Source organism: Streptomyces boluensis, assembly GCF_009908195.1.
Classification (GTDB): Bacteria; Actinomycetota; Actinomycetes; order Streptomycetales; family Streptomycetaceae; genus Streptomyces; species Streptomyces boluensis.
The window spans coordinates 1-18,299 of sequence record NZ_JAAAHS010000127.1; the positions used below are offsets into that span (position 1 = coordinate 1).

At 71.3% G+C, this 18,299-nt stretch carries 18 protein-coding genes; 15 read left to right on the forward strand and 3 right to left on the reverse strand.

Translation table 11 applies throughout. The features are described from left to right. The 7 genes from GUY60_RS17690 to GUY60_RS17720 all read left to right on the forward strand — a co-directional run. A partial coding sequence (locus tag GUY60_RS17690) for an LppU/SCO3897 family protein (RefSeq protein WP_446697002.1) occupies window positions 1-397 on the forward strand: 397 nt, incomplete at its 5' end. 68 nt (window positions 398-465) lie between these two features. Continuing rightward, window positions 466-1,725 carry a 1-deoxy-D-xylulose-5-phosphate reductoisomerase gene (dxr, locus tag GUY60_RS17695; protein WP_161698905.1) on the forward strand — a complete coding sequence of 420 codons (1,260 nt, stop codon included), beginning with the start codon at window positions 466-468 and terminating at the stop codon, window positions 1,723-1,725. Then, a complete protein-coding gene (locus GUY60_RS17700; protein ID WP_161698907.1) occupies window positions 1,722-3,026 on the forward strand; it encodes a M50 family metallopeptidase in 1,305 nt (434 codons plus the stop codon). The genes dxr and GUY60_RS17700 overlap by 4 nt, the downstream gene beginning before the upstream one ends. 185 nt (window positions 3,027-3,211) lie before the next feature. Beyond that, entirely contained in the window at window positions 3,212-4,369 is a 1,158-nt protein-coding gene (gene ispG, locus GUY60_RS17705; RefSeq protein WP_161698909.1) for a flavodoxin-dependent (E)-4-hydroxy-3-methylbut-2-enyl-diphosphate synthase, read from the forward strand. Between the two features lie 119 nt (window positions 4,370-4,488). Then, complete coding sequence (locus GUY60_RS17710) at window positions 4,489-5,340, forward strand: GNAT family N-acetyltransferase (RefSeq protein ID WP_161698911.1); 852 nt, start codon at window positions 4,489-4,491, stop codon at window positions 5,338-5,340. 86 nt (window positions 5,341-5,426) lie between these two features. Next, the gene (locus GUY60_RS17715) at window positions 5,427-5,966 is read left to right on the forward strand and encodes a GNAT family N-acetyltransferase (protein ID WP_161698913.1); all 540 of its coding nucleotides are present in this window, start codon (window positions 5,427-5,429) and stop codon (window positions 5,964-5,966) included. Window positions 5,967-6,065: 99 nt separating this feature from the next. Beyond that, window positions 6,066-7,763: a proline--tRNA ligase gene (locus GUY60_RS17720; RefSeq protein ID WP_161698915.1), complete on the forward strand. Its 1,698-nt coding sequence runs from the start codon at window positions 6,066-6,068 to the stop codon at window positions 7,761-7,763. Window positions 7,764-7,836: 73 nt separating this feature from the next. On the opposite strand, the gene GUY60_RS17725 is transcribed toward GUY60_RS17720, so the two are convergent. The 3 genes from GUY60_RS17725 to GUY60_RS17735 are packed head-to-tail and all read right to left on the reverse strand — an operon-like array spanning window position 7,837 to window position 9,800. Continuing rightward, window positions 7,837-8,754 carry an aminoglycoside phosphotransferase family protein gene (locus GUY60_RS17725; RefSeq protein WP_161698931.1) on the reverse strand — a complete coding sequence of 306 codons (918 nt, stop codon included), beginning with the start codon at window positions 8,752-8,754 and terminating at the stop codon, window positions 7,837-7,839. A 45-nt stretch (window positions 8,755-8,799) separates the two neighbouring features. Next, a complete protein-coding gene (locus GUY60_RS17730; RefSeq protein WP_161698917.1) occupies window positions 8,800-9,267 on the reverse strand; it encodes a ferritin-like domain-containing protein in 468 nt (155 codons plus the stop codon). After that, complete coding sequence (locus GUY60_RS17735) at window positions 9,264-9,800, reverse strand: hypothetical protein (protein ID WP_312866332.1); 537 nt, start codon at window positions 9,798-9,800, stop codon at window positions 9,264-9,266. The genes GUY60_RS17730 and GUY60_RS17735 overlap by 4 nt, the downstream gene beginning before the upstream one ends. Window positions 9,801-9,991: 191 nt before the next feature. Between GUY60_RS17735 and rimP the strand changes: the two genes are divergently transcribed. The 8 genes from rimP to GUY60_RS17775 all read left to right on the forward strand — a co-directional run. After that, window positions 9,992-10,489, forward strand: a complete 498-nt coding sequence (gene rimP, locus GUY60_RS17740; RefSeq protein ID WP_161698919.1) for a ribosome maturation factor RimP — start codon at window positions 9,992-9,994, stop codon at window positions 10,487-10,489. A 2-nt stretch (window positions 10,490-10,491) separates the two neighbouring features. Continuing rightward, window positions 10,492-11,484 (forward strand): transcription termination factor NusA, encoded by a 993-nt coding sequence (gene nusA / locus GUY60_RS17745; protein WP_161698921.1) that lies wholly within the window; start codon window positions 10,492-10,494, stop codon window positions 11,482-11,484. Window positions 11,485-11,614: 130 nt separating this feature from the next. Beyond that, on the forward strand, window positions 11,615-11,914 hold the full coding sequence (locus GUY60_RS17750; protein WP_161698923.1) for a YlxR family protein: 300 nt from the start codon (window positions 11,615-11,617) through the stop codon (window positions 11,912-11,914). 152 nt (window positions 11,915-12,066) lie between these two features. Further along, on the forward strand, window positions 12,067-15,141 hold the full coding sequence (gene infB, locus GUY60_RS39730; protein ID WP_161698925.1) for a translation initiation factor IF-2: 3,075 nt from the start codon (window positions 12,067-12,069) through the stop codon (window positions 15,139-15,141). 159 nt (window positions 15,142-15,300) lie between these two features. Then, entirely contained in the window at window positions 15,301-15,594 is a 294-nt protein-coding gene (locus tag GUY60_RS17760; RefSeq protein ID WP_161698935.1) for a DUF503 domain-containing protein, read from the forward strand. A gap of 36 nt (window positions 15,595-15,630) precedes the next feature. Further along, complete coding sequence (gene rbfA / locus GUY60_RS17765; protein WP_161698927.1) at window positions 15,631-16,080, forward strand: 30S ribosome-binding factor RbfA; 450 nt, start codon at window positions 15,631-15,633, stop codon at window positions 16,078-16,080. Further along, a complete protein-coding gene (truB, locus tag GUY60_RS17770; protein ID WP_161698929.1) occupies window positions 16,077-16,982 on the forward strand; it encodes a tRNA pseudouridine(55) synthase TruB in 906 nt (301 codons plus the stop codon). Before rbfA ends, truB begins: the two co-directional genes overlap by 4 nt. Before the next feature lie 225 nt (window positions 16,983-17,207). After that, the coding region (locus GUY60_RS17775; RefSeq protein ID WP_376771260.1) for a trypsin-like peptidase domain-containing protein at window positions 17,208-18,299 on the forward strand (1,092 nt) is incomplete at its 3' end.

An 18,299-nucleotide genomic window follows, 5' to 3' on the forward strand; every position in this document is an offset into this window, starting at 1 on the left:
GGAGATGAACCTGGAGCCCCGTGCCCGGCTGCGCCAACTCCCCGCCCCGTACGGAGGTTGGCGCCCGCCCCTCGACCCGGGCCGGCCCCTGCTCCTCCGCTGGCCCGCGCTGCTCGTCCTGATCCCGCTCGCCCTCGCCCTGGCCGCCGTCACCGTGGTGCTTGCCCTCGGCCTGTTCGCGTCCGGCGTCCAGGAGGCGGGCACCCTGTCGCCCGGCGGCTGCGCCGCCAACCGCGCCGACTGGCCCGAGCAGGACCTGGAGGCCGTCGACTGCACGGATCCGGACGCCGAATACACCGTCGACGACGGGGAGCAGTGCGCCCCCGGCGCCTATGTCACGTACCCGCGCTACGGCGCCGACGGCGCCACCTCGTACTGCCTCGTGCCACGGAAATGAGCGGCCCGAGCGGACCGACACCGCCCCGCGCTGTCCGATCGCACCGGAAGCCAGGCAACAATGGGGGGATGAGCGACAGTCCAACCCCTCTCGCCGACCCGCATCTGGTCTTCGACCCAGGTACGGCTGACGGCCCCCGGGACATCGTCGTCCTGGGCTCGACGGGCTCCATCGGCACCCAGGCCGTCGACCTCGTCCTGCGCAATCCCGACCGGTTCCGCGTGACCGCGCTGTCCGCCGCCGGCGGCCGGGTCGGGCTGCTCGCCGAGCAGGCCAGACGGCTGCGGGTGCGTGCGGTCGCGGTCGCCCGCGAGGACGCGGTGCCCGCCCTGCGCGAAGCGCTCGCCGCGCAGTACGGCGACGGCGAGCCGCTTCCCGAGATCCTCGCCGGACCGGACGCGGCGACCCAACTCGCCGCCTCCCCCTGCCACACCGTGCTCAACGGCATCACCGGCTCCATCGGCCTCGCCCCGACCCTGGCCGCCCTGGAAGCGGGCCGCACCCTGGCCCTGGCCAACAAGGAGTCGCTGATCGTCGGCGGCCCCCTGGTCAAGGCGCTCGCCAAGCCCGGCCAGATCATCCCGGTCGACTCCGAGCACGCCGCGCTCTTCCAGGCGCTGGCCGCCGGCACCCGCGCCGACGTCCGCAAGCTCGTCGTCACCGCGTCCGGCGGCCCCTTCCGCGGCCGGACCAGGGCGCAGCTCGCCGACGTCACCCGCGACGACGCGCTGGCCCACCCGACCTGGGCGATGGGCCCGGTCATCACCGTCAACAGCTCGACCCTGGTGAACAAGGGCCTCGAAGTCATCGAGGCGCACCTGCTGTACGACATCCCCTTCGACCGCATCGAAGTCGTCGTCCACCCGCAGTCGTACGTGCACTCCATGGTCGAGTTCACCGACGGCTCCACGCTCGCCCAGGCCACCCCGCCGGACATGCGCGGCCCCATCGCCATCGGCATCGGCTGGCCCGAGCGGGTCCCGGACGCGGCCCCCGCGTTCGACTGGAGCACGGCGTCGAGCTGGGAGTTCTTCCCGCTCGACAACGAGGCGTTCCCGGCCGTCGGACTCGCCCGGCACGTCGGCGAACTGGGCGGTACCGCCCCGGCGGTGTTCAATGCCGCCAACGAGGAGTGCGTGGACGCGTTCCTGAACGGCTCACTGCCGTATCTCGGGATCATGGAGACCGTCACCAGGGTCGTCGCCGAACACGGCACACCCCGTACGGGAACTCCGCTCAGCGTCGCGGACGTCCTCGAAGCGGAGACCTGGGCCCGTGCCCGGTCCCGTGAACTGTCGGCGAAGGCAACCGCGGAGGCCCGTGCATGACGACTCTGATGATGATCCTCGGCATAGTCGTCTTCGTGATCGGGCTGCTCTTCTCGATCGCCTGGCACGAGCTGGGGCATCTGTCGACGGCGAAACTCTTCGGCATCCGCGTACCCCAGTACATGGTCGGCTTCGGCCCGACCATCTGGTCGCGGAAGAAGGGCGAGACCGAGTACGGCATCAAGGCCGTCCCGCTCGGCGGCTACATCCGCATGATCGGCATGTTCCCGCCGGGACCCGACGGCCGGGTGGAGGCCCGTTCCACCTCGCCCTGGCGCGGCATGATCGAGGACGCCCGCTCGGCGGCCTTCGAGGAGCTCGAGCCCGGCGACGAGAAGCGCCTCTTCTACACGCGCAAGCCGTGGAAGCGCGTCATCGTGATGTTCGCCGGGCCGTTCATGAACCTCATCCTGGCCGTCGCGATCTTCCTCGGCGTCCTGATGACCTTCGGCTGGAACGAACAGACCACCACGGTCAGCAAGGTCTCCGACTGCGTCGTCGCCCAGAGCGAGGGCAACCGGAACTGCAAGAAGGGCGACGAGCCCTCGCCCGGCAAGGTGGCGGGCCTGAAGGCGGGCGACTCGATCGTCGCGTTCAACGGGCGGCCCATCGACGAGTGGGGCCCCCTGCAGGAGCAGATCCGCTCCCACGCCAACGAGAAGGTCACCCTCACCGTCGTACGCGACGGCCAGAAGGTCGACCTGACCCCGACCCTGGTCGAGAAGAAGGTCAACCAGGTCGACGACCGCGGCGGCTACATCGACGACGAGTACGTGAACGCCGGGTTCCTCGGCTTCACCCCCGCCTCCGGTGTCGTCCAGCAGTCGTTCGGCGAGTCCGTGCAGCGTATGGGCTACATGATGGAGGACGGCGTCACGTCCCTCATCGCGCTGCCCTCGAAGATCCCCGACCTGTGGGACGCGGCGTTCAGTGACGGCGAGCGCAAGCAGGACTCCCCGATGGGCGTGGTCGGCGCGGCCCGCGTCGGCGGCGAGGTGTTCACCCTGGACATCCCGCCGGAGAACCAGATCGCGATGATGCTGTTCCTCGTCGCGGGCTTCAACCTCTCGCTGTTCCTGTTCAACATGCTCCCGCTGCTGCCCCTGGACGGCGGCCACATCGCGGGCGCCCTGTGGGAGTCGCTGCGGCGCGGCTTCGCCCGGATCCTGAAGCGGCCCGACCCGGGCCCCTTCGACGTGGCGAAACTGATGCCTGTCGCCTACGTGGTGGCCGGGATCTTCGTCTGCTTCACCCTCCTGGTGCTGATCGCAGACGTCGTCAATCCGGTGAGAATCTCCTGATACCACGCGGTACACGACGGCCGGGCACACTTCGTGCCCGGCCGTCACCATGGAGTGGTCCTCGCGGTGCGATGTGCTCCGGCACCCGGCCGTGACGTAATCTCGACTGCTGGAGCCCGCCGATCCAGGGGCACGAAACGCTCCGCTTCGATCCACCTGATCCACACCTTGGGGTTGCACAGCAGATGACTGCTATTTCTCTGGGAATGCCGTCCGTACCGACCAAGCTGGCCGAGCGCCGCAAGTCCCGGCAGATCCAGGTCGGCACGGTGGCGGTCGGAGGTGACGCCCCCGTCTCGGTGCAGTCGATGACGACCACCCGCACCTCCGACATCGGCGCCACTCTCCAGCAGATCGCCGAGCTCACCGCCTCCGGCTGCCAGATCGTCCGGGTCGCCTGCCCGACCCAGGACGACGCCGACGCGCTGGCCACCATCGCGCGCAAGTCGCAGATCCCGGTGATCGCCGACATCCACTTCCAGCCGAAGTACGTGTTCGCCGCGATCGACGCCGGCTGCGCCGCGGTCCGCGTGAACCCCGGCAACATCAAGCAGTTCGACGACAAGGTCAAGGAGATCGCGCGCGCCGCGAACGACGCGGGCACCCCGATCCGTATCGGCGTGAACGCGGGCTCCCTCGACGCCCGGCTGCTGAAGAAGTACGGCAAGGCCACCCCCGAGGCGCTGGTCGAGTCCGCGCTCTGGGAGGCCTCCCTCTTCGAGGAGCACGGCTTCCGCGACATCAAGATCTCGGTCAAGCACAACGACCCGGTCGTGATGGTCAACGCCTACCGCCTGCTCGCCGCCCAGTGCGACTACCCGCTGCACCTCGGCGTCACCGAGGCGGGCCCCGCCTTCCAGGGCACCATCAAGTCGGCCGTCGCGTTCGGCGCGCTGCTCGCCGAGGGCATCGGCGACACGATCCGGGTGTCGCTGAGCGCCCCGCCGGTCGAGGAGATCAAGGTCGGTAACTCGATCCTGGAGTCCCTCAACCTCAAGCCGCGCCGCCTGGAGATCGTCTCCTGCCCGTCCTGCGGCCGCGCCCAGGTCGATGTGTACAAGCTCGCCGAAGAGGTCACCGCCGGCCTCGACGGCATGGAGGTCCCGCTGCGCGTCGCCGTCATGGGCTGCGTCGTGAACGGACCGGGCGAGGCCCGCGAGGCCGACCTCGGCGTCGCCTCCGGCAACGGCAAGGGCCAGATCTTCGTCAAGGGCGAGGTCATCAAGACCGTCCCCGAGTCGAAGATCGTGGAGACCCTCATCGAAGAGGCGATGAAGATCGCCGAGCAGATGGAGAAGGACGGCGTCATGTCGGGCGAGCCCCAGGTCTCCATCGCCGGCTGACCTCCCCGTACCCCGCCGAGCCCCGTCCCGCCGAGCCCTGAGCGCTCACCGGGACGGGGCTCAGCCATGCCAGGTACAGTGCGGAGATCGGCAGACTTTACGGTGAGGCCCTTGCGAACGTGTTGACCCAGACCACCACCAGGGTGCTCGGCCCAGGCGACCTGGACGCCGCCCTCGAAGTCCTGAGGCGTGAGCCGGTCAACAACGCCTTCGTCACCTCCCGGGTCCAGGTCGCGGGCCTCGACCCCTGGCGCCTCGGCGGCGAGATGTGGGGCTGGTACGCCGACGGCAGGCTCCGCTCCCTGTGCTACGCGGGCGCCAACCTCGTCCCGATCTGCGCGAGCCCCGACGCCGTACGCGCCTTCGCCGAGCGCGCCCGCCGGGCCGGCCGCCGCTGCTCCTCCGTCGTCGGCCCCGCCGAACCCACCGCCCAGCTGTGGCAGCTGCTCGAACCGCACTGGGGCCCGGCCCGCGAGATCCGCTCCCACCAGCCCCTCATGGTCACCGACCGGCTCCCCGCCGACGTCACCCCCGACCCGTACGTCCGCCGGATCCGCAAGGACGAGATGGACGTGATCATGCCCGCGTGCGTGGCCATGTTCACCGAGGAGGTCGGCATCTCCCCGCTGGCCGGTGACGGCGGACTGCTCTACCAGGCGCGGGTCGCCGAACTCGTCGGCTCCGGGCGCTCGTTCGCCCGCCTCGACCCCGCCACCGGCCAGGTGATCTTCAAGGCCGAGATCGGCGCCGCCACCCCCGAGGCCTGCCAGATCCAGGGCGTCTGGGTGGCCCCCGAACACCGCGGCAAGGGCCTCTCCGTCTCCGGCATGGCAGCCGTCGTGCGGTACGCCCTCGCGGACGTCGCCCCCGTGGTGAGCCTGTACGTCAACGACTACAACACCCCGGCCCGCGCCTCCTACCGGCACGTCGGCTTCACCGAGGTCGGCGCGTTCATGAGCGTCCTGTTCTGAGGCAGGCCGCGAGGGTGGTCCCGAGGCCGGTAACGAGCCTGTTCAAGAGGGTGGGGCGCTCCGCCGCGGAGAAGTAGGGTTCCGGCATGACTGACGACGTCGTGATCGGCCCCCTCGACCTCGCCGCCCACGTGGACGAGGCCCTGGCCGTGCAGGCCATCGCCTTCGGACTCAGCGAGATCGAGATCGGCGTACGGCGCCAGATCGTCCTGCGCCACCTCACCTGCCCCGGAGCGCGCGCCCTCGGCGCCACCACCTCCGAGGGCCGCCTCGTCGGCTTCGTCTACGGCATGCCCAACGACCGCGCCCACTGGTGGTCCAGTGTCGTCGAGCCCTACCTCCGCGCCCAGGACATCGACTTCTGGCTCGACGACTCCTTCGTCATCACCGAACTCCACGTCCACCCGCGCCACCAGAACCAGGGCCTCGGCCGCGCCCTCATCACCACGATCACCGACGCCGCCGCCGAGCCCCGCTCGATCCTCTCCGCCATCGACACCGACAGCCCGGCCCGTGGCCTGTACCGCTCCCTCGGCTACACCGACCTGGCCCGGAACGTCCTCTTCCCCAGCGCCCCCAAGCCGTACGCGGTGATGGGCGCGCCCCTTCCGCTGCGCCGCCGCTGACCCGCGTTCCGGGCCCCCGTTCCGATACGGATTTCCGAACCCGTGCCCGGCCCGGCTAACCTCACGAGCATTCGACGCTTTCCCCAGCAGGAGATCACCATGGCAGCCCAGGTCCAGCGCATGTCCCGATTGATGGTCAAGACACTGCGCGACGACCCGGCTGACGCCGAGGTCCTCAGCCACAAGCTGCTCGTCCGCGCCGGCTTCGTGCGGCGCACCGCCGCCGGCGTCTGGTCCTGGCTGCCGCTCGGCAAGAAGGTCCTCGCCAACGTCGAGCGCATCGTCCGCGAGGAGATGGACGCCATCGGCGCCCAGGAGGTGCTGCTCCCCGCCCTCCTGCCCCGCGAGCCGTACGAGGCGACCGGCCGCTGGGAGGAGTACGGCGCGGAGCTGTTCCGCCTCCAGGACCGCAAGGGCGGCGACTACCTCCTCGGCCCGACGCACGAGGAGATCTTCACCCAGCTGGTCAAGGACCAGTGCACGTCCTACAAGGACCTGCCGGTGATCCTGTACCAGATCCAGACCAAGTACCGCGACGAGGCCCGCCCCCGCGCCGGCATCCTGCGCGGCCGCGAGTTCACCATGAAGGACTCGTACTCCTTCGACACCGCCGACGAGGGCCTCGCCGAGTCGTACGCCCTGCACCGCGCCGCCTACCAGCGGATCTTCGAGCGCCTCGGCCTCGACTACCGCATCTGCGCCGCCACCGCGGGCGCCATGGGCGGCTCCAAGTCCGAGGAGTTCCTCGCCCCGGCCGCGGCCGGCGAGGACACCTTCGCCGACTGCCCGAGCTGTGACTACGCGGCGAACACCGAGGCCGTCTCCTTCGAGCTGAAGGCCGTCGACGGCTCCGCGGTGCCCGCCCTCGAAGAGGTGCCCACGCCGGACACCCCGACCATCGAGACCCTCGCCGCGTACCTGCAGGTCCCGGCCTCCACGACGCTGAAGAACCTGCTCGTGAAGGTCGACGGCGAGATCGTCGGCATCGGCGTCCCCGGCGACCGCGAGGTCGACATGGGCAAGGTCGAGGCGCACTTCGCCCCGGCCGCCGTCGAGCTGGTCGGCGCCGAGGACTTCGAAGGCCGCCCCGACCTGGTCAAGGGCTACGTCGGCCCGCAGGGGCTGGAGAAGGTCAAGTTCCTCGCCGACCCGCGCATCGCCCCCGGCACCGCCTGGATCACCGGCGCCAACCAGGCCGGCGTGCACGCGAAGAACGTCGTCGCGGGCCGCGACTTCGAGGTCGACCAGTACGTCGACGTGGTCACCGTCCAGGAGGGCGACCCCTGCCCCAACTGCGGCACGGGCCTCAACCTCGACCGCGCCATCGAGATCGGCCACATCTTCCAGCTCGGCCGCAAGTACGCCGACGCCTTCCAGCTCGACGTACTCGGCCAGAACGGCAAGCCGGTCCGCGTGACCATGGGCTCGTACGGCATCGGCGTCTCCCGCGCCGTCGCCGCGCTCGCCGAGCAGCACGCCGACGACAAGGGCCTGGTCTGGCCGAAGGAGGTCGCCCCGGCCGACGTGCACGTGGTCGCCGCCGGCAAGGCCGCCCAGACGGAACTCGCCCTCTCGGTCGCCGAGCAGCTCGCCGAGGCAGGCGTACGCGTCCTGGTCGACGAGCGGCCGGGCGTCTCGCCGGGCGTGAAGTTCACCGACGCGGAACTCTTCGGTGTCCCCACCATCCTGGTCGCGGGCCGCCGCACCGCCGAGGGCATCGTGGAGCTGAAGGACCGCCGCACGGGCGAGCGCGAGGAGCTCCCGGTCGCGGAGGCCATCGCGAAGATCGTCGGCTAGTCACTCACCTGGTCACTCACGGAGAGCGGGGCGGGCTGAACGTTCAGCCCGCCCCGCTCACCGCTGTCGCGCCCTACAGCCAGGACGCGAACTCCAGCAGAACCTCCGCCTGGCCGTGCCGCTCCGCCCGCAGCGCCGCCGCCCCCGAGGCGACCGCACGGAACAGCGTCCAGCCCCGCACCCGGTCCCGGTCCAGCTCGAGCGAGTCCGCCAGCTTCGTCACCCGGCGGCGGCCCGTAGAGGCCCCCGCGCTGGACGCGACCAGGTCGTCGAGCCGGTCCAGGACCAGACCCGCCAGGTCGTACGCGCGCTCGCCCACCACGGGGTGCGGCCCGACCGCGAGCCACGGTGTCCGCTCGCCCGACAGCACCTTGCCCTGCCTGAAGTCCCCGTGCAGGAGCAGCAGTTCGGACTCGACGGCCAGCAACTCGTCCCGCGCCGCCCGTGCCGCGTCGACCAGCCCACGCAGCGCCGCGTCGGCCTCGGCCACCGCGTCGAGGGCGCCGCCGAACCCCGCCGTACGCTCCGCGACCGTGTCGAAGGCGTGCCCCGCGGGCGGCTCCACCCACAGCTTCCGTACCGTGCCCGCGGCCTCCAGGAGCGCCTTCGCCTCGGCGAGCGAGCGCAGCGAGACCTCCGCGTGCAGCCGCTCAAGGACCAGCGCCCCGTCCCCGTCGAGGGGCCCTTCGAGCAGCCGGCACGCGCCCCAGCCGTCCCAGCACGCCAGGGCCGCGGCCGCCGCGTCGGGGCGTGCGGTGGGCGGCGCGAGACGCAGCAGCGCCGGGGTGCCGTCGGCCCGGTGGACCAGGGCGGCGAGACTGGAACGGCCACCGGGCGCGAGCACCCGCTCAAGGGTCAACTCCCGGCGTTCCAGGGCCGCTTGGAGGAGCGCGGGCAGCTCGTCCAGCCAGGCCCGCGCGGCAGCGGACGAGCCTTCGTACGTCGCCTCACCGAGTGCCTTGACGAGACGCTGCGGCGGTTCGAAAGCCATGCGCGACATACGCGAGTGAATCCTTTCGGCCTGCTCTGGAACGGCTCAGGTCTGCGGCGTCGCGGACGGCGCCACGGGCTCCGACCGCTCGGCGAGCCCAGGGAAGGCTACGCTCCCGCCGCGCCAGCGCACCGCCCGCACCGCGGCCTCCCGCAGGGCGTCCGCGGCCGCCCGCCGCCGCTCACCCTCCGTGGCCCGTACGACATCCGCGTACACCCCGGCGACCCGGTCCTCCAGCTGCGCCGCGAGCCGGGTCGCGGCGGGGGAGTCCGGCACCGGGAACGGCAGCGCGTACGCGGCCTCCGCCTGCGCCGGGGTGCCGCCCAAGTCACGTACGGTGCGCTGCAGTTCGTCGCGGCGGGCGCGGTGCGCGTCGTACGCGGACCTGGCCTCGTCCCGGCGGCCCTCGCGGATCCGGCCGCCGACCACGCCGTAGCCGTAGATCGCGGCGTGCTCCGCGCGCAGCGCCGCCTGGTACGCCTCGACGCGCTGCTCGGTGTCCTCGGAACTCATCGGCCCGCCTCGCTCAGCAGATACGCGTGCGCGTCCCCGGCGGCCGCGACGGACGCGAACAGCCGGGCCTCCTCGCCGGACACATCGACCAGCGCGGTGCGCCGCGCGTCCGCCAACTGCCGTTCCGCGTCGGCCAGTCCGGCGAGCGCGGCCCGCTCGTCGGCGGGTACTTCGGGGGCCGCCGCCGGGGGCGCGGCGGAGGCGGACGCGGTGGCCTTCGGCTTCCCGGTGTCACCACCGAAGGACTTGGTGTGCCGGGCGACCTCGGTGCGCAGCGGCCGCAGCCGTTCGGCGAGCGCGGGGTGGGCGGCGATCACGGCGTCGTATCGATTCAGCAACTCGCCACTGTCCGTCGCCGCACGCGCGCGTGCCTGCTCCGTGGCGCCGGGGCGCTTCCCGGAGGCGTCGGACCCGGTGTCGGTGCAGCCGGTCAGCAGAATGGTTCCGGCAGCCGAGGCGAGCAGGGTCCTGCGGCGTGGCCCTGCGGAAAGCGGCCGGCCGCGGCCGGTACGTGACGACAAGGGGAGGGGCACGGCAGACGTCCTCGGGAGGCTCGTACGGCAGAAGGAGAAGGAGTTCCGCGTCCAGCGGGCACGCCCGTGATCACCGTACCTTCGGACCGACCCGGTGGACGGCAACACCCTGTGCGACCGGATACCCTTTGAACCGACACGCAGATCTGAACGGCAATCACAACAGCACACGCGGCCGAGGAGTCACCCGGATGAGCACCACCCAGAGCGAGAGGCTGCGGGGCCTGCTTGAACCGCTCGTCACCTCCAAGGAGCTGGATCTCGAAGAGATCAGCGTGACCCCGGCCGGCAAGCGCCGGGTGCTGCGTGTCGTCGTGGACTCGGAGAACGGGGTGTCGCTCGACACCTGCGCCGAGCTGAGCCGGGAGCTCTCCGAGAAGCTGGACGCCGCCGACGCCATGGGCGAAGGCGAGTACGTACTCGAGGTGACGTCCCCCGGAGCCGACCGCCCCCTGACGGAGCACCGCCACTACGTCCGCGCCGTGGACCGCCTGGTCAAGTTCCAGCTCACCGAGGGCGGCGAGCTGACCGCGCGGATCCTGAAGGTCGACGACGAAGGTCTCGACCTCGAAGTGCCCGGCGTGAAGGGCCGCAAGCCCACCGCCCGCCGCGTGGCCTTCGCGGACATCGCCAAGGCGCGCGTGGAGATCGAGTTCAACCGTAAGAACAAGAACGAAGAGGAGGCGTAGCCGTGGACATCGACATGAGTGCCCTGCGGGGTCTGGTCCGTGAGAAGGAGATCTCCTTCGACCTGCTTGTCGAGGCGATCGAGTCGGCCCTCCTCATCGCCTATCACCGCACCGAGGGAAGCCGCCGCCGTGCGCGCGTGGAGCTCGACCGCCACAGCGGGCACGTGACGGTCTGGGCGAAGGAGGATGCCGCCGATCTCGAAGAGGGCCAGGAGGCCCGCGAGTTCGACGACACCCCGTCCGGCTTCGGACGGATCGCGGCGACCACGGCGAAGCAGGTCATCCTGCAGCGCCTGCGGGACGCCGAGGACGACGCGACGCTCGGTGAGTACGCCGGCCGCGAGGGCGACATCGTCACCGGTGTCGTGCAGCAGGGCCGCGACCCGAAGAACGTCCTGGTGGACATCGGCAAGCTCGAGGCGATCCTGCCGGTGCAGGAGCAGGTCCCGGGCGAGACGTACGAGCACGGCATGCGCCTGCGGTCGTACGTGGTGCGTGCCGTCAAGGGCGTGCGCGGTCCGTCGGTGACTCTTTCGCGTACGCATCCGAACCTGGTGAAGAAGCTGTTCTCGCTCGAGGTTCCGGAGATCGCGGACGGCTCGGTGGAGATCTGCGCCATCGCGCGTGAGGCCGGGCACCGCAGCAAGATCGCGGTCCGCTCGACCCGTTCCGGCCTGAACGCCAAGGGTGCCTGCATCGGCCCGATGGGCGGCCGTGTGCGCAATGTCATGGCGGAGCTGAACGGCGAGAAGATCGACATCGTCGACTGGTCCGACGACCCGGCCGACATGGTGGCCAACGCCCTGTCCCCGGCCCGGGTCAGCAAGGTCGAGATCGTGGACCTCGCGGCCCGCTCGGCGCGGGTGACCGTGCCGGACTACCAACTGTCGCTCGCCATCGGCAAGGAGGGGCAGAACGCCCGCCTGGCCGCCCGCCTCACCGGCTGGCGCATCGACATCCGTCCGGACACCGAGCAGCCCGCGGACCAGCACTGAGTCCAGGTCCGCGGCACGACGAAGGGATCCGGCGTGGCGAGATCACGCCGGGTTCCGCCTAGATCGAGACGACAGCCGTTCGATTCTTGCCCCACACGGGTGAGGTCGGTGCGGGGAGGTAGACTTAAGCGTGTCTGGCCGGACGCATGCCGGAGCATGCCCTGAGCGCACGTGTGTGGGATGCCGGGAGCGAGCGGCCAAGACCGATCTGTTGCGGATCGTGATGGCCGAGGACGAGGGCTCCGAAAAAGGAGTCCGCGTGCTCCCCGACCCTCGCGGTACGCTGCCCGGCCGGGGTGCGTATGTGCACCCCGCCCTGGTCTGTCTCGACATGGCGGTCCGTCGCCGTGCGTTCCTCAGGGCGTTCCGCGTCCGTGGACCGCTCGACACCGCGGATCTCAGCCGGTATGTCGAGCAGGTGCAACCGTAAGAAATGTGTCCGCGCGGAAACCGCCGCGCGGTTGCTGGTACCTCGCGAGTTGGAAGTAGGTCGAGATTGCGATGAGCACTCGATGAGTACGCGATGAGTACGCCCATGAAGTAGCGACGGTCCGGCGGTAACCCGGACCTAAAAGGAGCGAAGTGGCTAAGGTCCGGGTATACGAGCTCGCCAAGGAGTTCGGCGTAGAGAGCAAGGTCGTCATGGCCAAGCTCCAAGAACTCGGTGAGTTCGTCCGTTCGGCGTCTTCGACGATCGAAGCGCCCGTTGTACGCAAGCTGACTGACGCGCTGCAGTCCGGCTCCGGTGCAGGCGGCGGCAAGTCCGCCAAGCCCGCGGCGCCGCGCAAGGCCGCACCCGCGAAGCCGTCGGCACCGTCCCCCGCGCAGGCCGCCAAGCCTGCCGCGCCCAAGCCCGCACCGGCCCCCAAGCCGGCCGCGGCGGAGAAGCCCGCGACGCCCGCTCCGGGCCCGCGTCCCACGCCTGGTCCCAAGCCCGCGGCGGCGCCCAAGCCCGCCCCGGCGGCCCCGGCGCAGCCCGAGTTCAGCGCGCCCCCGGCCGCTGCCTCGGCGCCCAAGCCCGCGGAGCGTCAGGCCCCGCGCCCCGGCGCCCCGAAGCCCGCAGGTCGTCCGGCTCCCGGTCAGGGTGACCAGCGCGGCCAGGGTGGCCAGGGTCAGTCCCGTCCCGGTGCCCCGCGCCCCGGTGGCGAGCGTGCCCCGCGTCCCGGTGGTCGTCCCGCCGGCCCGCGTCCGGGCAACAACCCCTTCACGTCCGGCGGTTCCACCGGCATGGCGCGCCCGCAGGCGCCCCGTCCGGGTGGCGCCCCGCGTCCCGGTGGCCCCGGTGGCCCCGGCGGTGCTCCCGGTGGCCCGCGCCCGCAGGGCGGCGGCCAGGGTGGTCCCCGTCCGCAGGGTCAGGGCGGTGCCCGTCCGACTCCGGGCGGCATGCCTCGCCCGCAGGGCGGCGCGGCCGGTGCGGGTGGTCCCCGTCCCGGCGGGGGTAACCGTCCGAACCCGGGCATGATGCCGCAGCGTCCCGCTGCCGGCCCGCGTCCCGGTGGTGGCCCCGGCGGTGGCCGTGGTCCCGGTGGTGGCGGTCGTCCCGGCGGTGGCGGCGGCGGCGGTCGTCCCGGCTTCGCCGGTCGTCCCGGCGGTCCCGGTGGCGGTGGCGGCGGTTTCGCCGGTCGTCCCGGTGGCGGCGGTGGCGGCGGCGGTTTCGCCGGTCGTCCCGGTGGCGGCGGTGGCCGTCCCGGCTTCGGTGGCCGTCCCGGTGGCCCGGGTGGCCGCGGTGGAACGCAGGGCGCCTTCGGTCGTCCCGGCGGTCCCGCGCGTCGCGGTCGTAAGTCGAAGCGGCAGAGGCGCCAGGAGTACGAGGCCATGCAGGCCCCGTCGGTCGGCGGCGTGATGCTGCCTCGCGGCAACGGCGAAGTCGTTCGCCTGTCGCGCGGTGCCTCGCTCACCGACTTCGCCGAGAAGATCAACGCCAACCCGGCGTCGCTCGTCGCGGTGATGATGAACCTCGGCGAGATGGTCACGGCCACCCAGTCGGTGACCGACGAGACGCTGACCATGCTCGGCGAAGAGATGAACTACACGGTTCAGATCGTCAGCCCCGAGGAGGAGGACCGCGAGCTGCTCGAGTCCTTCGACCTCGAGTGGGGCGAGGACGAGGGTGGCGACGAGGCCCTGGTCTCGCGTCCGCCGGTAGTGACCGTCATGGGTCACGTCGACCACGGTAAGACCCGACTCCTCGACGCGATCCGCAAGACGAACGTCGTCGCGGGCGAGGCCGGTGGCATCACCCAGCACATCGGTGCCTACCAGGTCGCGACCGAGGTCAACGGCGACGACCGTCGCATCACCTTCATCGACACCCCGGGTCACGAGGCGTTCACCGCCATGCGTGCCCGTGGTGCCAAGTCGACCGACATCGCGATCCTCGTGGTGGCGGCCAACGACGGTGTGATGCCGCAGACGATCGAGGCCCTGAACCACGCCAAGGCGGCCGACGTGCCGATCGTGGTCGCGGTCAACAAGATCGACGTCGAGGGCGCCGACCCGACCAAGGTGCGCGGTCAGCTGACCGAGTACGGCCTCGTGGCCGAGGAGTACGGCGGCGACACCATGTTCGTCGACATCTCCGCCAAGCAGGGTCTGAACATCGACTCGCTGCTCGAGGCCGTCGTCCTCACCGCCGACGCCTCGCTCGACCTGCGGGCCAACCCGGAGCAGGACGCACAGGGCATCGCGATCGAGGCGCACCTCGACAAGGGCCGGGGTGCGGTCGCGACCGTCCTCGTCCAGCGAGGCACGCTGCGCGTCGGTGACACCCTCGTCGCCGGTGACGCGTACGGCCGAGTCCGCGCGATGCTCGACGACAAGGGCGACAACGTCGAGGTCGCTGAGCCCTCGACGCCGGTCCTGGTCCTCGGTCTGACCAACGTGCCGGGTGCCGGTGACAACTTCCTGGTGGTGGACGAGGACCGTACGGCCCGTCAGATCGCCGAGAAGCGTGCCGCACGTGAGCGCAATGCCGCGTTCGCCAAGCGCACCCGCCGGGTGTCCCTCGAGGACCTCGACCAGGTGCTCAAGGCCGGCCTTGTGCAGGACCTCAACATCATCATCAAGGGCGACGCGTCCGGTTCGGTGGAGGCCCTCGAGGCCTCGCTGCTCCAGCTCGACGTCGGCGAAGAGGTCGACATCCGCATCCTGCACCGCGGTGTGGGTGCGGTCACCGAGTCGGACATCGACCTGGCGATGGGCTCCGACGCCATCGTGATCGGCTTCAACGTGCGCGCCGCGGGGCGTGCCGCGCAGATGGCCGAGCGCGAAGGCGTGGACGTCCGGTACTACTCGGTCATCTACCAGGCGATCGAAGAGATCGAGGCGGCCCTCAAGGGCATGCTCAAGCCGGAGTACGAAGAGGTCGAGCTCGGTACGGCGGAGATCCGCGAGATCTTCCGCTCGTCCAAGCTGGGCAACATCGCCGGTGTCCTGGTCCGGTCCGGCGAGGTCAAGCGCAACACCAAGGCGCGCCTGCTCCGCGACGGCAAGGTCATCGCGGAGAGCCTCAACATCTCCGGTCTGCGCCGCTTCAAGGACGACGTCACCGAGATCCGCGAAGGCTTCGAGGGCGGTATCAACCTCGGAAACTTCAACGACATCAAGATCGACGACGTCATCGCGACGTACGAGATGCGCGAGAAGCCGCGAGGCTGATCAAGCACCGCGTTCCGGGGCCGGTCGACGGGGATATTCCGTCGATCGGCCCCGGCCGTTGCGTGTACGGTTTCGATGTCCACGCCGAGCGGCGAACTGCCGTACGCGGGCGGGACTTCACATTCACAGAACCCGTACCGGCGGGTCATCCGGACACATATGTATGTGGGGACTCTGTCCTTCGATCTGCTCCTCGGCGACGTACGGTCGCTGAAGGAGAAACGCTCAGTGGTCCGCCCGATCGTCGCCGAGCTGCACCGGAAATTCTCCGTGAGTGTGGCGGAGGTAGGCGACCAGAACCTCCATCGCAGGGCCGAGATCGGTGTCGCGATGGTGTCGGGGGACCCTGGGCATCTCTCTGACGTACTGGACCGCTGCGAGCGTCTCGTGGCGGCCCGGCCCGAAGTGGAGCTCCTTTCAGTGCGCAGGCGGCTCCACGGCGACGATGATTGACGCACGAGTACAAGCAAGAAAAAGGGAGACGGACCAGTGGCCGACAACGCGCGGGCGAAGAAGCTGGCGGACCTCATCCGAGAGGTGGTCGCCGAGAAGCTGCAGCGCGGTATCAAGGACCCGCGCCTCGGTTCGCATGTGACGATCACCGACACCCGGGTCACCGGTGACCTGCGGGAGGCGACCGTCTTCTACACGGTCTACGGCGACGACGAGGAGCGGGCGAACGCGGCCCGCGGCCTGGAGAGCGCCAAGGGCGTGCTGCGGTCCGCCGTGGGCGCAGCGGCCGGGGTGAAGTTCACCCCGACCCTGACCTTCATGGCCGACGCGCTGCCGGAGACCGCCAAGACCATCGAGGACCTCCTCGACAAGGCGCGCGCCTCCGACGCGCAGGTGCGTGAGGCGTCCTCGGGCGCCGCGTACGCCGGTGGCGCGGACCCGTACAAGAAGCCGGACGACGACGAGGCTGGCGACGCCGCGGAATGAGCAAGCAGAACACCACGCCGGACGGACTTGTGATCGTCGACAAGCCGTCCGGCTTCACTTCGCACGACGTCGTCGCCAAGATGCGTGGCATCGCCAGGACCCGCAAGGTCGGGCACGCCGGCACGCTCGACCCGATGGCGACCGGCGTCCTCGTGCTCGGCGTGGAGCGCGCCACCAAGCTTCTCGGGCATCTCGCGCTGACCGAGAAGGAGTACCTGGGCACCATCCGGCTCGGTCAGGACACCCTCACCGACGACGCCGAGGGCGAGATCATCTCGTCCACCGACGCGTCCGGGGTGACCAGGGACGGCATCGACGCCGGGATCGCCAAGCTGTCCGGCGACATCATGCAGGTGCCGTCCAAGGTCAGCGCCATCAAGATCGACGGCAAGCGGTCCTACAAGCGGGCCCGCGAGGGTGAGGACTTCGAGATCCCGGCGCGGCCGGTGACCATCTCGTCGTTCGCCGTCCACGACGTGCGGGACGCGGTCGCCGAGGACGGTACGCCGGTGCTCGACCTGGTCGTCTCGGTGGTCTGTTCCTCCGGTACGTACATCCGCGCCCTGGCCCGTGACCTCGGGGCCGGTCTCGGGGTCGGCGGGCATCTCACGGCGCTGCGTCGCACCCGGGTCGGGCCGTACAAGCTCGACTCGGCGCGCACGCTCGACCAGCTCCAGGAGGAGCTGACCGTGATGCCGGTCGCGGACGCCGCCACGGCCGCGTTCCCGCGCTGGGACGTGGACGCCAAGCGGGCGCGGCTGCTGCTCAACGGGGTGCGGATCGAGATCCCCGACGAGTACGGCTCGCAGCGGGCGGTCGCCGTCTTCGATCCGGACGGTACGTTCATCGCGCTCGTCGAGGGGTTCAAGGGCAAGGCCAAGAGTCTGGCCGTCTTCGGCTGAGGCTCCGGCTGTGCCGGTTGCTGTGTCGGCTTTCGTGGAGCGGGTCCTTCGGGGCCCGCTCTTTCGCGTTCGCGGCCGCGCATTCCCGGCCGGGGCGCCGTTCACCCCATCGTGCAGGCGCGCGGAGTGAACGCGGGGTGCGCGGGGGGCGCATCCGGCGGGAGGCCTGCGCCGCTGATCATCATCGGCCTACCGTCGAGGACGCAGGGGTGGGGAGGTTCGGGGATGGCGGCAGAGGGCTCCCGGTCCGGCGACGGCGATGGGCTTGTCCGGATCTGTGATCTGGCCGGGCGGCCGAGGGGTACGGGATTCGTCGCGGACGAGCTCGGCACGGTGATCACCAGCCATGAGGCCGTCGACGGCCTGGCCCGGCTCGTGCTGCACGCGCCCGGCGAGCGCACCTGTGTGGTCACCGCCGCGGACGTCGTACCGCTCCCGGAGGCCGATCTCGCGCTGGTGCGCAGCCGGGGGCTCGGGGTGCGGCCGCTGCCCGTGGCGGCGCGGGACACGCTCGCCACCGGGGCGTACGTACGGATCGCGGCCGGTGGCTGGCGGCAGGCGCGGGTGCTCGCGCGCGGGTCGCGGGTGACGTACACGGCGACGGACCGGGTCCATCTGCTGCCCGCGGCACTGCAGTTGGCGATCGGCACCGACGGGAGCGACGCGCTGCGGCTCGGTGGGGGTGCGGCCGGTGGGCCGGTCGTCGACCCGGTCACGGGGGCGGTCGTCGCGGTGCTCGGTACCGCGCTGCTGCCCGCCTCGGTGGGCTCGTCCGAGGGCGCCCCGAACCCGTTCGGGCACCGCTCGGCCGGGTGTGCGGTGCCGTTGCGGCAGGTCGCGGCGGCCGATCCGGGCGGGCCGCTCGCCGAGCTCCTGGACCGCAACGCCGCGACGGTGCCCGCGTACGGCGATGCCCTCAATGTCGCCGGAGTGCTGCAGCTGACCGCCACCTCGGTGGGTTCCGACGGGCCGCGCGCGGAGCAGCGGGCGGTCGAACGGCCCGATGTGGAGGCGGAGTTCGGGGCGTTCCTTGCGGAGCGTGGCGCGTCGGCGGCGGCTGTGCTCGGGCTCGTCGGACCGCCCGGCAGCGGCCGTACGACGGAACTTGCGGCGCTCGCCCGGCGGCGCGCGGTGGGTGCCGCGCCCGCGCCCACCGTGTGGTTGCGCGGGGCCGGGCTGCGCGCGGCCGACGCCTCCGTGGCGGACGCGGTGGGGCGGGCCCTGGAGGACGCGGGGCGGATCGTGGCGGCGTCGTGGGACGAGGAGGAGAGCGAGGGTGCTGCGGGTGGCTCTGGTGGGGTGGGGCTCGGGGACATC

Coding starts and splice junctions, on each gene's coding strand:
- GUY60_RS17760 (WP_161698935.1), top strand. CDS start 15,301: ATGTATGTGGGGACTCTGTCCTTCGATCTGCTCCTCGGCGACGTACGG.
- rimP (WP_161698919.1), top strand. CDS start 9,992: ATGAGCACCACCCAGAGCGAGAGGCTGCGGGGCCTGCTTGAACCGCTC.
- GUY60_RS17715 (WP_161698913.1), top strand. CDS start 5,427: ATGACTGACGACGTCGTGATCGGCCCCCTCGACCTCGCCGCCCACGTG.
- ispG (WP_161698909.1), top strand. CDS start 3,212: ATGACTGCTATTTCTCTGGGAATGCCGTCCGTACCGACCAAGCTGGCC.
- GUY60_RS17725 (WP_161698931.1), bottom strand. CDS start 8,754: ATGGCTTTCGAACCGCCGCAGCGTCTCGTCAAGGCACTCGGTGAGGCG.
- GUY60_RS17730 (WP_161698917.1), bottom strand. CDS start 9,267: ATGAGTTCCGAGGACACCGAGCAGCGCGTCGAGGCGTACCAGGCGGCG.
- GUY60_RS17720 (WP_161698915.1), top strand. CDS start 6,066: ATGGCAGCCCAGGTCCAGCGCATGTCCCGATTGATGGTCAAGACACTG.
- truB (WP_161698929.1), top strand. CDS start 16,077: ATGAGCAAGCAGAACACCACGCCGGACGGACTTGTGATCGTCGACAAG.
- GUY60_RS17700 (WP_161698907.1), top strand. CDS start 1,722: ATGACGACTCTGATGATGATCCTCGGCATAGTCGTCTTCGTGATCGGG.
- dxr (WP_161698905.1), top strand. CDS start 466: ATGAGCGACAGTCCAACCCCTCTCGCCGACCCGCATCTGGTCTTCGAC.